Genomic DNA, 15,328 nt, shown 5'->3' with positions numbered 1-15,328 from the left:
AAATACTATAGATAATTTATCTAAATTTTATCAACCACAATAAAAGTCATTCCAATTTAAAATCATTGCAATAGGCTGGCTTTAAAGGTATACTTATATTAAAAATAATACGATTTCCTAGTAAGAATTTGTGGGAGGTGGCATTATAAGGATATTTAAAAAGGTAATTAAAATTGCTTTTCTGTCCATTGGAACTTTTATGCTGTTGTTCAGTATATTTTTAACTTTGATGTTTTACAGCAATTTTGGCTTATTTAGAGAACTCAGGGAATTGTACGTCGGTACTGCCATGTCAACATTTACTCATCAATACCTTGCTACAGCTTTTATTAGTGAAGAAGAAATAGATAGAATTATGAAGAAAAATACTGTTCCCATACAGACGGTAAAGTCTAACATTAATGAAATAAAGTTGCCGGATGACGAAGTAAATGATGAAGAAAGTAAAATACCCAGTGAGCCGGAGATTGAGGTAGTGGACATATCTGAGTCTACATTCAAAGGTAAGATGCTTATAGTTAAAGATCCATCCAGAGTCAAGCTTGCAGTTACAAGCAAGTTAAAAAAGATAGGTGAGAAGCTAAATGTTCTTATAAAGTCTGAATCCGGCATCGGAGGCATAAATGCCAGTGGTTTTGTGGATGCTGAAGGCCATGGAAACGGCGGAGTTCCTATGGGCATTGTAATTAAAGACGGCCAAATAGTACACAGTGACAATTCCGCGACCTTTCCAATCATAGGATTTAACAAAGATAATATTCTTTTAGTGGGAAGATATAAGAAGAGTGAGATTGGATCACTAAACTTAAGAGATGCAGTTTCTTTTACTCCATTTTTAATTGTGAATGGTGAACCTCAGATTAAAACGGGAAATGGAGGATGGGGTATCCAGCCTAGAACAGCTATCGGTCAGACTAAGGAAGGAAAAGTCTTGATGCTGGTAATAGACGGTAGGCAAATTTCCAGTATTGGTGCTACTTTAAAGAAAGTTCAGGACATAATGTTGGAATATGGTGCGTACAATGCAGCTAACCTTGATGGAGGTTCATCGACAGTCATGTATTATATGGATGAACGAATGAATAAGCCTTGCAGTCCAGCAGGAGAGAGGTATTTACCTGATGCATTTATAATTAAGGAATGACTAAAATAAAAAACCCCGGCTGCACCAATGATAAGATATGGTGTGGCCAGGGTTTAAATGTCTATTATCTTTCAAAAATATTATTTATGTTTTTAATAATTATAGTTCTTGTACCATCAGGGTTTCTTAAAATTTCAAACCTTTCCTTTTCGTTGAAAACTTCGTAGTCTACTACAACCTCAATACCGCTGTCAATTTTAAGCTTCACCTTGCAGAGTTTCTTTTCAACCCAATCCTTGTCCACTTCAAACTTTTCCACATCAAGACCCTTTTCCTGCATTGCAGTTTGAAAATCCTCATGGAGGTATTGCTTGGTACCGAAAGCATTTTGAGAGAAGGACACTAAATCGATTTCATCTTCCTGACGTATTGTATTAATTACCAGTTCACGGATATCTTCAATATGATCCTCACCTTCTTTAACCTTTTCCCTTATCCAGTTTTCTGTCTCCTTTTTGAAAAGCTTTGTATATGCCCTGCTGTCCATCATAAGATCGGCACCTAAAAAAGTATGGAGAAAAAATTGGGCTACTGGCTCTTTGTCACCTTTAGCGTAAATCTGATTATCCAAAATGATCAGGTCATGTTCATCATTGGAAAAACAGTCTCTGATAAAGGCACATTTCTGTATTTTCTGGTTTGGGGCCGGAAGGCTTATTTCCTGTTTTTTTATATAAATTTTAAAATCGCTGCCGTCCATTTCTATTTCATGGATGTATGAAGTTGTATAATCCATTTTCAATATAGCTATGAATGGCTCATCCTCATTAAAATAGCTTGCAACTATAAGATCTGTTGATGATATACTGTTGTTGGTCTTCATTGCTTTAAACAACTGACGGGCTATTTCTTTGGAGCCTTCCAGGAAATAATCTGTTTCATGGATCATCCTGAATGCCGTTTCCCTCACGATATTCATACCCTCTTTAAAGCGGCCTTTTCTAGCCTCCTCATCGGATAAGGATTTTGTTATGTGTTTTTCAAGGTACTGTTCCAAATCTTCATCCAAATGTAGTTCGTGAGAATTTAGTAAGGGTTCTTCAGATTCTTTATCCAGAACGTGAATAATAGCCCTGTTTATAGAAATTGACACTATATAAACCTCCTTATTGTCTTTGGTACACCCTCACATAGTCAACCGTAAGGGTTTGGGGGAACACAGTAGTGGCATCTGGACTTCCAGGCCAGTTTCCGCCAATAGCAAGATTAAGTATCATAAAGAATGGATGATCGTAAGCCCATTTGTTTGGACTTACACGGCTTGTTGTTTCGGTATGATATAAAGTTCCATCCACATACCATCTAATTACATCGGGTTCCCATTCTATTGTAAAAGTATGATATTCGTCAGAAAGCTTTGGCACTGTGATTTTAGCAGATTTTCCTTCTCCACCGCAGTATCCGGGGCCGTGAATTGTACCATATACGTTTGGAGGTTCTTTGCCGATAAACTCCATGATGTCTATTTCGCCGCATACAGGCCAGGAAGTCGAGTCAATATCATTTCCAAGCATCCAGAATGCAGGCCATATACCTTGACCATAGGGAAGCTTCATTCTTGCTTCAAACTTTCCATACTGTGCTTCAAATTTGCCAAGGGTCTTAAGACGGGCTGAGGTGTAGTTCTTTCCATTATAGCTTTCAGTTATTGCCTTTATTATTAGGTTGCCGTTATCTATGTAAGCGTTTTTAACATTGCTTGTATAATATTGGAGTTCATTGTTTCCCCAACCGGAGCCGCCTATATCGTAAGTCCATTTGGTAGAGTCGGGCTTGGAGCCGTTGGCACTGTCAAATTCATCTTTCCATACCAGTTTCCATTGACCTGATGAAGGATATGGAGTTGGTAATGGAGTTGGAGTAAGATTTACGCCTGATAGATCCTTAAAGGATATATTATCCATATAAATGGTATGATGTTGGTTTATGTTTTCAAATATGCTTCCAACGCTGAAAAGAATCCTTGCATTGGCGTCATCTGCAGAGGCTGTAAACTTAAAGGTGTGCCTAGTCATCTTGTTGGTAAGACTAGCTGTTGTAAACAAATAGGCTGCATATGTAGTTGAGTTTTCCACAGTTGGCCGTATTTCTCTGTCTATAGTGGATCTTGCATCAAAGGATAATTCATATACCTTTCCCTTTGTCAATTTAACAGGACCTTGATAGAAATGTATTGAATGAGGATTAGGGCCTGTATTTGATATGTCTAGGGTATATTCACCGCTTGCAGCGGAAATTGAGGCTGTTGCACCTGCTTCAATCCAGTTAGACCAGCTGGTTGAACTTGTGGAAAAATCGCCGTTTGAAAGAAGATTAGGTCCATTTAAAGGTATTTCGTCTATAATAAGTTCAGGGTAATCTGCTGGAGTTTTATTAAAGTTAACAGCCATTATTATTATGTCGGACATATTTATGTTGCCGTCAAGATTGAAGTCACAAACACCATTATACCCCGGACTTCCTTTTAAAGCGTTGAAGGATAATGCAAGCTTTATAATGTCAGACATATTTATGCTGCTATCACCATTAATATCACCTGCAAACATATCTAAATCATTTAGTTTTAATATTACATCTTCAGCAATAGTGGATAGTTGTATTGTTCTTGAAACATAGCCTTCCTTTGATATTTTCAATATTCGGCTTTGTGATCCGGTTGAAAGAGTTAATTCAAAGGAGCCCGAAGAATTTGTTGTAATACTTGAGCAGCCTGTAAGCTCAACCTTGAAGCCTGAGTTGATATCATCCGGAACATTAGAAATACAGGGTTTCACATAACCTAATAATTTCGCAGGATCAGATGCAAAAGCCTGGGAACAGCTAAAAGATAAAGCTGCTAACAAGGCTAGAGCAAGGCAGGAAATATATTTTGCTTTCTTACTTAAAAACATTAAAACTCCTCCTCAAAATAAAATAAGATAAAATCAAATTGAACCAGGCTGTAAATTTATGTCTATTTAAATCATCCTATATGCAGAATGCTCTTGGTCTTCTTGCTTCCTTGCATTTGTATTTTCCTCCATGAGCTTTCGTCATTTAGTATTTGATATCTTCTTTCTTCTTTTATATAGTTCCAGTCCTTGTCATTCTGATAGTAAATCTGGATACCTTCTGCTTCAAGTATATTCAAGATTTCATTGTCATGGTAATTGTACTCATCATAATCTGTAAGAGCTCTTTGTGCCATTTCAGAGTAAATCTGGTTGAGTTCCAATAATGCATTGTTGAGCTCATCATCCAGCATGGTTACATTAAGTCCGATTCGGGATGCTTCCCTGGCAGTAATAGGATAACCGTGGGAGGGGTATTCGGAATTAAGGTGCTTGCTGATTCTGTCGCATTCACTCTCTTCAGTAAGATGATAGGATAAAATCTCCTTACATACCTTAATGGAGAGGGAGCTTGATCTGTCAAGGGCACCAATCACCAATGGATGTATATACTTGAAAACTTCTGCGTACGGGTTGCCGTGATGCTCATGGGCACGGTTTTCCCAAAGGGTTATTATTCTCTGGAGTTCGTCCTGGCTTACGCGGATTCTTCTGTTTTCCCGTTCATCAATAGGTGAGAGATCATGGCGTATGGAAGAATCTATAGCTGTGAGATGGGAAAGAGGGCCCATAAATATTTCACTTGCACCCATTGCTATCATTGTGGCAGCAGAAGCACATTCAAGAGGTATCAGCACATTGACATTACTGCAGTAACTTCTTATAAGGTTTACTATCCTCAAGGCAGCTTCTACATCACCACCGTTTGATTTTATGAATATGGAGATTTTCTCTTGTCTCCCCATTTTTTTGAATATTTCATAAAGAGCGATAATATCGTTTTGACAAACACTTCCCCTATGAGACATCCAATAAACAAGCATCTTGTGTCCTAGAATGTTTTCTGTTTTTTGCACCAACTTTTGGGTTTTGTCGAAAAGAACCGGTGGTTCCTTTATTTTAAAGGTATTGCTTGAGTTTTCATTGTTTATATCCATAGTTTCTTCAGTGTTTTCAGATGCATCAGCAAAACTTTTTTTGCTAAATTTCAAAACTATCCCTCCCCATTATGTTGTTCACTATAATAAAATTATAACATGAAATATATAATTTTTTACCAATTAAATAATTAAATAAAATAAAGTGCATGTTATAAACTACTATTCCAGGCTGCTTGCAAACTCCTGAGACAGCTTACTTCCGGCAAAAAATCTTGTAAATGATTGGCGGCCTTTTTTAATAGCAACAATGTTCCTATCCACCAAAGGTGCTATGTCTCCTATTTTTTCAGGCGGGGCAGATAATATGCACTGAAAGCCGATACTTCGGAGAAGCAATATACTTTCTCTTATTCTTTCCCCATCCATTTTGCTGAAGGCCTCATCAAAAATAATAAGCCTTATGCAGTTCCAGTTCCGATCATTAACATGGTAAAGCTGGGCGAAGGAAGCCAGCATTGCAATGTAAAACGGTGTCTGGGTTTCGCCGCCGGATTTTTTGAGCAATGTCTTGGAGAGCCTCTGCCTGTTGTTATCCTGGTCATAGGAGTACATGTCAAATCTCAAATAGGTTTTATAATCGGTGTAGAGTTTGATGTTTTTCTCCATTTCCAGCCTGGAATCTGCGTCCATGCCGCTGCCGTAATCCATAATTTTTGAGAACAGCTCATCAATTACCGGGCCGTGCTTTTCAATAAAAACATGGGATGTAATATTATAACCGCTCATTAGCATCGGGTCGGTAATCATATCGTAAAACGGCTTGTAATCAGGATTGGGTACAACGGAAAAACTGAATTGCTCTGAACCCCATCTATGCTTTTTAAGTGAATTATTAAGTTCTGCAATCCTCTCGGTAACATCATCTATATTGGCCTTAAGCTCTGCAAGGAAATGACTCACAAACTGCTCATAGGCCATTGATTTGGCTCCAGTTATTTTCTCCAGATACTGAGGCAGTTTTTCTTCCCGAAGCTCTAAAAGGGTCTTATCGTATTTTTGATTGTCACGTGCACCGATGTCGTAGCTGTAGCCATATTTGCGGTTATACTCAGAGCGGAGGTTTAAAAGGAGCTCCAAATGCTTTTCCAGCTGATTTCTACGAGCACCTAATGAAGACCTATGGTCTGCTATTATTGAATTTGGATTCTTCTTATTTGACAGTTCTTCTATAAACCTTGGTTCACCTGTTTCCGATATCCATTCCTTTGAATAGTTTGCCGTAATTTGCTTGTTTTTAATCTCAGACTGTGCTATTTCATTAGGAAGCTGAACATCACGTAAATTGTCTATGCGTTCTTTAAGTACCCCGCATTTTGATATGCAATCCCTCTCAAGGGATTTAAGTTCCTCAATCTCTATTCCAAGAGCATTGATTTCATTGCTTATGTCATGAATCCACGCAAGGTCTAGTTGTGAGAGCTTGTCTAATATTTCCTGCTTCCTTGACTGCAGATTGGGTATGGCCATTGATTCCTGAAGCTTTCTGTCGTTATCCTGTGCTTCATTCTGGTTCATTGTATCTATATGCCTTATTTTCTTAAACATATCAAAAGAAGACTTGATGAGCTTATAATCTTCTTCCAGCTCGTTTTTTTCCAGTTCCAGCCTTGCAATTTGCTCCTGAATGGACTTTTTACCTATAAGAGGTTTTTGCCAAAGAGAAGGACTTATTTGGCTTGCAACATAGCCTTGATAGAGCATTCCAGTATCCGTTACAGAGCGGTCGTTTTTTCTAAGGTCGGTAACACTATCGCACTTTATAACCCTGCCAAGTAAAAAGTCAACGTACGCACGGGCATATGGATCATCAGTGAAAACTTCCTCAGCAAGGCTTCCCTTTAAACATACCGGGTTAGAGGAAAGTGCTTTTTCTCCGTCAATAAGCCCGATATCATAAATACCTTTATCAAGCTTTATTTGCTCATAACACTTAAGGGCTTCAGGATAGTATTCTGGAGCTACCAGTATATACTGCTTCTGTCTGTTCATATATCCTTCAATGGTGTTGACCCATCTTGCATCGGGAATTTCCAGAAGGTCCGCCAGTATATTTACAGCAATGTCCTTTTTATACTTCAATGAGAGACGAAGCTGAAGTTCTTCCTTCAGAGTCTGCACTGTACGGTCAAAAGGCTTGATATTCCTCTTAAGAGCAATTATTTTTTCTTCACATTCTTTAAGGACAAGGGACTTTGAATCCAAAAGCTTACTAAGCATATGCCCAAGATTGGAAAGAGAGGTTTTAAAAGAATCTCCTGATTCCATCAGCTTATGGTACTGGTCACTGCTTAAGCTTGATAGGTTGTAATCCCTTATATCAAGCAGCTTTCCTATTCCATGCTTAAAGCTAGTAAGACTTGTATAGAGCTCGTTGAGCTCATCATTAATAGAGTCTTTGTTACTTAGTCTCCCAACATGTCCTATGAGGTTCTCAGTATCTTCTGCCGCAGAACTCCAGTTAAGACCGTATATATGGAAGCGGTTTACCAGTTCATTGATAGTGCTTTCAAAAGATCTTATCTTTTCTTCTATTGTTTTCTTCTCACTCTCAAGGGCTTGTTGGTTTTGGTAAAGGTTATCCTTCCCCCGCTGCTCAATAAGGCTGTCACGGGAAGTGGACTTTTCCATGATTTCAGCTGCTAGTTTGGCCTGGTTTCCAGCTTTTTCAGCATATTGGTTTTCCAGGTTTTCTATATTATCCTTAATCTTATTAATTTCCAGCAGGTTTTTTTCCAATTCCGATCTGTCGATTAGATATTGATATATATCAAGCTTTTGTCTTTCATCCTGCAAAGCCTTGTAGTTCCTGCTTATATTCTCCAGGTCTGTAATTCTGGATTTCATAAGGTTGGCTTCCTGTTCAAGCTTCCTGTAATGCCTCAAGTTTTCCTGCATTGCAGTTATATCCACATTATCCTTTGCATCACATATATTACTGGTGATGAACTCCTCAATGTCTACAATGGGTGAAAAGGATACGGCTTTTTTTAGGAGACTGAAGTAGTTGTCACGAAGCCCTCCAAAAAGGCTCTTTATTTTAGATTGATAGGCTCTTCCGCTTTCACTGAACTCAAAAAGGTTCTTATCGTAATTCTTCCTGAGGTAAGCCTTCAGATCCTTTATGGAAAGAGGACTTTCATCTACTATGAAGTAGTTTTCAGGAATAGGCTCCTTCAGTATAAAATAGGTGCTTTCATCCTGAACAGAGAAATTGCAGTCAAATACAACTCCCAAGGTCAAATAGCGATCTTTTTCGGTATCAAAAAATTCACAAACAATATAGCTGGAAAATGGACCTTCCCTTAAAGACAAAAAACCTGTCTGGCCGTCATCACCGTATTCACCGCGAAGGTACCCTTTAAGCGTTCTACGTGAACGGTCGTTGGCAGCTTTATTGAAAAAATGCTGCCCATTTGTATCTCCTAAAAGAACCAACTGCATTGCATCTATGATTGTAGTTTTACCTGCACCGGTTTTTCCGGTAAGGAAGTTTATATCATCAAATTCAATAACCTCTAGAGAATAATAATGCCAGTTAACCAGCAGAAGGCGTGTCAGTTTTTTCATTGGTTTTCCTCTCCACGTATAACATCAGGGTCAATGTCATCAACGTCATCATTTTCATAAGTCTCACCTATCTCATAAGTCTCATCTATCTCATTACGTTCATCTCCATTGGGCTGCAAATCTGAAGCAAGGTCTTCCTGAAGACTGCTAAATATCCTTCCAATTGAGTCATTTGGGAGAACCATGAGTATTGATGGAAATATAATGAGCTTGCAATCAGGCTCTGTCCAGTCACCGCTCAGTTTTTGTATGATATTGAACCGGGATAAAAGCTTGAAGGTATCGCTTAAATCCTTGTCCGAAGGTTTTCTTTTCAGTGTATTGAAGGTCATGAGGCGTGAAACCACATCATATGTGGTAACTGGTATAGTAGATCTTAATGTAAGCTTTTCACGCTCTTCATCGTACAAAAGCCGCAATGTGTATATAAAAAGAGTTGTAATGCTGTTAAGATGCAATCTGTTATACTCATACTCGCTTTCAATATATATAACTCCCAGGTTTCTGTCCTTTAATAGGTTCCAGCCTGCATATGACAAATATGTATTTATAATTTCAAAGTTACGGTCAATAAAACGATACTCCGGGTTGGATTTCATCATACCTGTATCTTCATCATATGTTTCACTTATGGTAAAAGTTTTTGCCAGAATACTGTTCACACATTTTCGGAACATGTTTTGCTCTGATATGCTAAGCTTTTCGAATTCTTCAATCCAAAGGTTTGTCATTGTTTTCCTCATCTTTCCTTATGAATCTCATATTTGGGTATCGGTATCCCTTATTTTCAATATATCCTTCTAAAAATTCCACATCATAAAAGATCCTTTTTTCTCCTGACCTCATTGCAGCCAGAAGCATCATGACAAAGCTCCTGTCATCCTTTATGTAAAGGTCCCGGCTATTAAGCACCTTTCGGCTTCCAAATTCCTTTTCCATATACTCAGCGACCTGCTGCTGGCTATATAGGCTTTTAACGCTTTTCAGGAAATCACTCAGCTCATTTTCCGGATGCTCTGTTTTAGTGATTTTAATTTTCTCAGGCGGCTCAAAGGACCGTATCTTCCTATTTGATCTGCAATATGGGGATTTTTCATCAATATAGCTCTGCTTAAAGAGTTTTAAAGATGATGAAACAACCTCTTTTTTGTCTTCATCCAGATCGGAATATTTCATCAATATGTCTGCAAGCTTTGTTTTTACGCTCTGGTCATAGTTTAAAAGATATATCATTTTATCTATGGAGGCCTTGGTATAGGCCGAGTTCTTGTTTTGTATCTCCTGCATCAGCCTGTCTATCCCCTCGAAGGTATCGTAAATCTCATATAACTTCTGGGATAACTCTTCCATACCGCTTTCCGGATCATTGTATTGCCTTTCCTTGATACCAAGAGCTACTATGCGTTTTCTAAGCTCTTCATTGGAACGGATTTTGTCTATCATGGTCATTATGGGCACTTTGAATCGCAGCACAGAGTCCCTTGTTACCAGAGGGTGGAATATTCTCTCATTCACCAGCACCTGGTAACCTTCAAAGTGGTTCTTCAAAATATCATTGGCAGCTGCGGAATTGTTTAAAATTTGATGGTACCTTCGTATGTTGTTTAGTAACACCTTTAGGGAGTCCCGAAGCAAATTGCAGTTGGTGTACGCGGACTCCAATGCAGTAAACAGGTAATCCTCCGAATCATCACTTAAAACTGTCTTTAAGGATGAATAGGTGTTAAAAGCATATGACTTGTAGCTTTGAGTGTTCTCCTGTGTAATTGAATGCAGGAATTCAATCATGCTCACGGAATACGGAGGTATAGTGACTATTTCATCATAGGATCGCTGTTTGTACTCAATTTCGATCCAGTTTGTATCACGAAGCCTGCGTAATATTAGATGAGCCATAGAGGACCATGTGATGGATTGGGGCCCTTCTATATTTATGTCCGATAAGTCGGATAGGGCTTCTTCCAGTTCTGCTTCAATGTCAATGGGGATCATTAGATCCCCAAGACATTCTGCAAATATATTAACAAGGCTTTCCTTATCTATGTAAAGTTCGTTCTTGAAGGCTTTTCTCAGGGACAGAAGTATTTCTACATAAACATTGCGGTTTTTTCCTGTCAGTATCCTGAAAAACTGACCCGGTATAACATCAAAGACTTTCATGTAACCTCCGGCTTTTGGTTTGTCATGGGATACCGATTGGTTATCCCAAGCAATACATTATTATAATATATATTGTATCCGGGCGGCAAGGAAGAAATTGTTATTTGCAACTGTTTATAAATTGCAGCTGTTAGTAGTTTTCAACCCAAACTCATATGGTAATAAAGGTTTTTTACCGCTCTGATCACCGAAGTTTATAGGAAGCTGATTTGCATTAGCTGGCCAAGTGAATGAGAGTACGGTAGATATATTGTTGATGGATTTCAAGAACACAGGTTAAGTGTTTACCAAGAATGTGCAAAAAATCTTTATAGTAATTCTCATGACATTTATGTGACTTTTGATACTTTTAATGGTAATCATTTTGGAAATATTGATAGATTACTCTTTTCCTTAAAATATTAATATAAAAATAAGCTTTTTAATAGAATTGACACGATCATAATCCTATATGCTTGTAGCAAACTTTGTATTTTTATACTATAATTAAAACGGAATTTGTGAAAAGGGGGTACATGATTGAAAAGAATTTTATTAATAATTACCACAGTCTTACTAATTGTAGGACTTCTGCAGAGTTTTGGATTTGCACAAGATGATGCTCCAAACTTTGTTGGAATCGCTTATGGAAATGGTTCTTTTATAGCTATTGATGATAAAGGCGGGATTGAATTATCAAGTGATTGTGTTCGGTGGACTCAAACATATATTGAGCAATATAGTCGTTTGCTTAAAGTTATTTGGGGGAATAATCAATATTTGGTGCTAACTTCTACAAAAATACTTACTTCCCCAGATGGATATAAATGGTCTTCCTTTAAGTTTGGAAATCGTGAAGATACCGTTGCTGTTGACGATATTATATGGGATGGAGAAAAATATATTGGTGTAGGTTATCGTTCGATTATCACTTCTACAGATGGTCTTAATTGGAAAGAACAAGATTCTAAAGGGGCTACATATCTTAATTCAATTATTTATACTGGTACCGAGTATATTGCTGCAGGAGGTTATATGGGGTCAGGTAGAGTAATGAAGTCAACGGACGGCTATAATTGGTCTGAGTGGTATGGATTAATGGAGGAATATGGGGATGATTCGTTTAATAAACTATGCTGGAATGGCAAAAGCTATTTGTTTCAGACATCATTTCAATACCTTTTTATATCAGATGATTTAAAAGGGGGATCAAGTGTTTATAAAACAAGTAAATCAATTTATGACATAGTTTCGTTTAATAATAGATTTATAGCAATTGCAGGTAATGGAATAGTTTACGCTTCATCAGATGGGAAGAATTGGGGTGCTCGACAGTTAGATTCAACATACTTTTTGAATAAAATAATTAGTTTAAATGGAAAACTGTATATCTTAGGTGAATCGGAAAGTGAAAAATTCATTTTAACATCAGAGGATGGAGACGTATGGAATAGGATTGATTATTCCGTTAAGAATTTATTATGTAGAAAAATTTCAGGCTATATTACGCCTGATTTTATTCAAAATAAGATTTTTGTAAATCCTTATTACTTGCTTGATTTTAATATCGAGATTGTTGGAACCGATTATCATGCTAAAACAGATTTTGATGGATACTTTGAAATATTTGTGCCGGATAATCAAATAGCTGCTAATGCTGTTTACTCAATAAAAATAAGCAAACAAAACTATTTGCAGAGAGAATTGAATAATATATCTATTGAATCAGATGTGAGTTTATCACAGAAAGATAAACCACTGACCATGTTAATTGGAGATATTGATAATAATGGTGTAATAAACATAGCAGATATTATACAAATGACAAATAGTTTTAATAGTGTTGATGGCGATTCTTGGTATAGATATGCCTATGATTTGAATAGAGATAATGTAATAAATATGGCAGATATTATTATGATAGCAAAAAATTTTAATATGGCTTCGACAGATTATCTCAATTAAATACTGGTGTATTTTTGCAAATCAGCTATTCCTGCTGGTTTCCAGCAATCTAATTAGATTAAAAAGAAGCCCTGTTCTGCATCTTCACAGTCAGGGCTTAATATATAATAATTAATTGCTTTTTACCAGAATTTTGTGCTTACATAAACCACCTATTTTTATATTTCTTGACGGGTTATTAAAGGTAACCAAAGCCGACTTGCTGTTTTCTTCAAGGGGTCATTATTTTAATAAGGATATTTGTAGGTTTTTACTATAACATCAAACGTTATTGAATTCATGCCTGGAGCACTTGCCTTTACCTGCAGCGTCTGCTTGATTCCACTATAGTTGGAATATACTTGAAATCCCTCTCCCAGGAATTTTGGATATGTACTTGCTGCTGTGGCAATTCCGCTAGAGTCTGTATAAACCGTGATTTTACTTTTATAATCTCCTCTCATAACAACTGTTATAATGGGGTTTGGAAGTACTTCGAATGTGATGGGAATACCAATAAGAGGACCACCTGAAGGGGCTATTGCTACTACCTTTTGGGGAATCATAAACCCACGCCCACCCGGTGCTGCCGCTGTCGGATTTGATAACCTCAACTCCTGCTGCAGTGGGCAGAGTGAGTCCACATATAAAGTTCCTACTGATCCTCCGGCAGCAAATGCTGTTCCGGGAGTGGTGTTTACTATAAATATGAATACAAGCAGGAGTGACAGGAAGCATGTCATTAAGGATGCCTTACCTTTACGCCCATATTGCGTCTGGGTATTTAGTTTTAAATTTTCCATGTTAAATTCCTCCGTATTATTATTTTATGGTCATAAAGCTTGCTTTATCCTACATTGCGAACACGTGTTCTATAATTATTATACCTTGTCTGGACTCTCAAGTAAAGCGGTGTATATTTGTAAACCAGCTTCTAACGGCGGTTGTGAAGGCTTTTAACGACATAGATAATTGAAGGAAAAGATTGAAAGACTCATATAAACCGAGCAAGTGCTTCTAGAATGTTTCGCTATTTATAAATGCCTTCATGATGGCATCAGATTTATTGTTAACAAGATGGTCACAAAAATGAAAAAGGAGAGTATATTATGCATGTATATTCTTGGGATAATGAAGGCAACTACAGGTGCCTTGGTGAAATACGGGTAACATTGAAATAATATGATACATACTTAATTATAATTTAAACATAAAGTATATGGAGGATATCAACCTAAATTATTAGTTATTTATGTAAACAATAATTTAGTTGGTATCCTCCATATATTAATCAAAGAAATTCCGTTTGACCTTGTCACTTGCCATATACTTGTTTTCAAAAAAGAGTGGCTGTAAAAGCAATACATTATTAATAGGGAAATGACATTAAAGTTACAAAAAGTGAAACAAACCTCTTTATGGCTTTTGGTTCTGCTTAATTTGACAAAGCAATAAGATTCATTTATAGTTGTATTAATGATTAATGGTTAGTCTAGATATTAAAAGATTAATCACTTTTAATATTATTAATTTATTAGGGGGACCTATATGAAAAAATTTAAAATTGCAGGTATTATATTGCTGGTAGCAATCCTGGCATTTTCTTCTGTTGGATGTGGCGGTATAGATAAGGAAGAAGTTAGCAAAGGTGAAATTATCAGCAACGAGAAATCTAGTGAAAAGCCTAGTGAAGCTAGCGAAAAGCCAAGCGACAAGCCAAGTGAGAAACCTAGTGAAGAGCCAAGTGAAAAGACAGATAAAAAGTTGGATTTAGGTAAAAATGAAGGGGACACATATAAGAACGACTATTTTGGGTTATCTGTAAAGCTTCCAAAAGGCTGGAAGGTTGCAAGCGACGAGGAAAAGAAACAAGTTTTAAATATGGGTAAACAAGTAGTGGCTGGTGACGACAAAGCCAAGCAAGCCGAAGTGGAATTGGCAGAAGCAAAATCAGTATACCTGCTTATGGTTTCAAAGATAGGGATGAACCAGCAGTCATATGATAACGGCAATTTTATGATTATGGCTGAGAAACTCAGTTTTTTGCAGGGTATAAACAAGGGAAGCCAATATTTGGAGCATGTAAAAAAGGGATTGCAGGATGTAAAAGCCCAAATGCCTTACAAGCTTGATAAGCCTATATATTCAGAAAAAATCGGGGGCAAGGAATTTGCTGTTTTAGATGCAGTAATGGAGTCTGAACAGTTAAAGCTTACACAAAAATATTATGCATATGTTATGAAGGGTTATGCACTTGTATTTATAGGTACCTCAACAAATGATGAAAACGCAAAAATTATTCAAGGTATGCTGGACTCAATGAAGTTTGAATAATCATAATAATATTGATATGAGTGTCATTGCTAATTCTAGTGATGATTATTGAATGAAGGCTTTTAGGTTAATACCTGCAAAGCCTTCTTTTTTTGTCTATGAAACTATGATTTCTTTTTATCTTAAAATATGGGATAGCATATGAAAAATCAGGTCTGCAAAAACACATAATGATTTTATTATGTCAATTAATGAATAATGAATGTATG

The 15,328-nt window shown here is 37.0% G+C and carries 10 protein-coding genes; 3 read left to right on the top strand and 7 right to left on the bottom strand.

Annotation, left to right across the window (positions count from 1 at the left end):
• Positions 1–130: 130 nt before the first annotated feature.
• Positions 131–1,144, top strand: coding sequence for a phosphodiester glycosidase family protein (locus Bccel_RS23890; protein WP_050753785.1), 1,014 nt, complete (start codon positions 131–133; stop codon positions 1,142–1,144).
• A 64-nt stretch (positions 1,145–1,208) separates the two neighbouring features.
• Here Bccel_RS23890 and Bccel_RS23885 read toward each other — a convergent pair whose 3' ends face one another.
• From Bccel_RS23885 to Bccel_RS23860, 6 genes are all read right to left on the bottom strand, one after another.
• Complete coding sequence (locus tag Bccel_RS23885) at positions 1,209–2,237, bottom strand: nucleoid-associated protein (RefSeq protein ID WP_036935102.1); 1,029 nt, start codon at positions 2,235–2,237, stop codon at positions 1,209–1,211.
• A gap of 13 nt (positions 2,238–2,250) precedes the next feature.
• Positions 2,251–4,035, bottom strand: a complete 1,785-nt coding sequence (locus Bccel_RS23880) for a family 16 glycosylhydrolase (RefSeq protein WP_050753784.1) — start codon at positions 4,033–4,035, stop codon at positions 2,251–2,253.
• A gap of 71 nt (positions 4,036–4,106) precedes the next feature.
• The gene (locus Bccel_RS23875; protein ID WP_201781978.1) at positions 4,107–5,186 is read right to left on the bottom strand and encodes an ATP-dependent Clp protease proteolytic subunit; all 1,080 of its coding nucleotides are present in this window, start codon (positions 5,184–5,186) and stop codon (positions 4,107–4,109) included.
• Positions 5,187–5,294: 108 nt separating this feature from the next.
• On the bottom strand, positions 5,295–8,702 hold the full coding sequence (locus Bccel_RS23870) for an ATP-binding protein (protein ID WP_036935105.1): 3,408 nt from the start codon (positions 8,700–8,702) through the stop codon (positions 5,295–5,297).
• Positions 8,699–9,433: a DUF4194 domain-containing protein gene (locus tag Bccel_RS23865; RefSeq protein ID WP_036935108.1), complete on the bottom strand. Its 735-nt coding sequence runs from the start codon at positions 9,431–9,433 to the stop codon at positions 8,699–8,701. The genes Bccel_RS23870 and Bccel_RS23865 overlap by 4 nt, the downstream gene beginning before the upstream one ends.
• Entirely contained in the window at positions 9,414–10,862 is a 1,449-nt protein-coding gene (locus Bccel_RS23860; RefSeq protein ID WP_036935110.1) for a Wadjet anti-phage system protein JetA family protein, read from the bottom strand. The genes Bccel_RS23865 and Bccel_RS23860 overlap by 20 nt, the downstream gene beginning before the upstream one ends.
• Positions 10,863–11,381: 519 nt before the next feature.
• Here Bccel_RS23860 and Bccel_RS23855 point away from each other — a divergent pair.
• Positions 11,382–12,806: a dockerin type I domain-containing protein gene (locus Bccel_RS23855; protein WP_036935113.1), complete on the top strand. Its 1,425-nt coding sequence runs from the start codon at positions 11,382–11,384 to the stop codon at positions 12,804–12,806.
• A 227-nt stretch (positions 12,807–13,033) separates the two neighbouring features.
• Here the strand turns inward: Bccel_RS23855 and Bccel_RS23850 are convergent, their stop codons facing one another.
• Entirely contained in the window at positions 13,034–13,588 is a 555-nt protein-coding gene (locus Bccel_RS23850) for a hypothetical protein (RefSeq protein WP_036935116.1), read from the bottom strand.
• 745 nt (positions 13,589–14,333) lie between these two features.
• Between Bccel_RS23850 and Bccel_RS23845 the strand changes: the two genes are divergently transcribed.
• Positions 14,334–15,119 (top strand): hypothetical protein, encoded by a 786-nt coding sequence (locus Bccel_RS23845; protein WP_036935119.1) that lies wholly within the window; start codon positions 14,334–14,336, stop codon positions 15,117–15,119.
• The last annotated feature ends 209 nt before the right edge of the window (positions 15,120–15,328 follow it).

Source organism: Pseudobacteroides cellulosolvens ATCC 35603 = DSM 2933 (genome assembly GCF_001262605.1).
Taxonomy (GTDB): Bacteria; Bacillota; Clostridia; order Acetivibrionales; family DSM-2933; genus Pseudobacteroides; species Pseudobacteroides cellulosolvens.
This window is presented reverse-complemented; position numbering and strand designations above follow the sequence as displayed.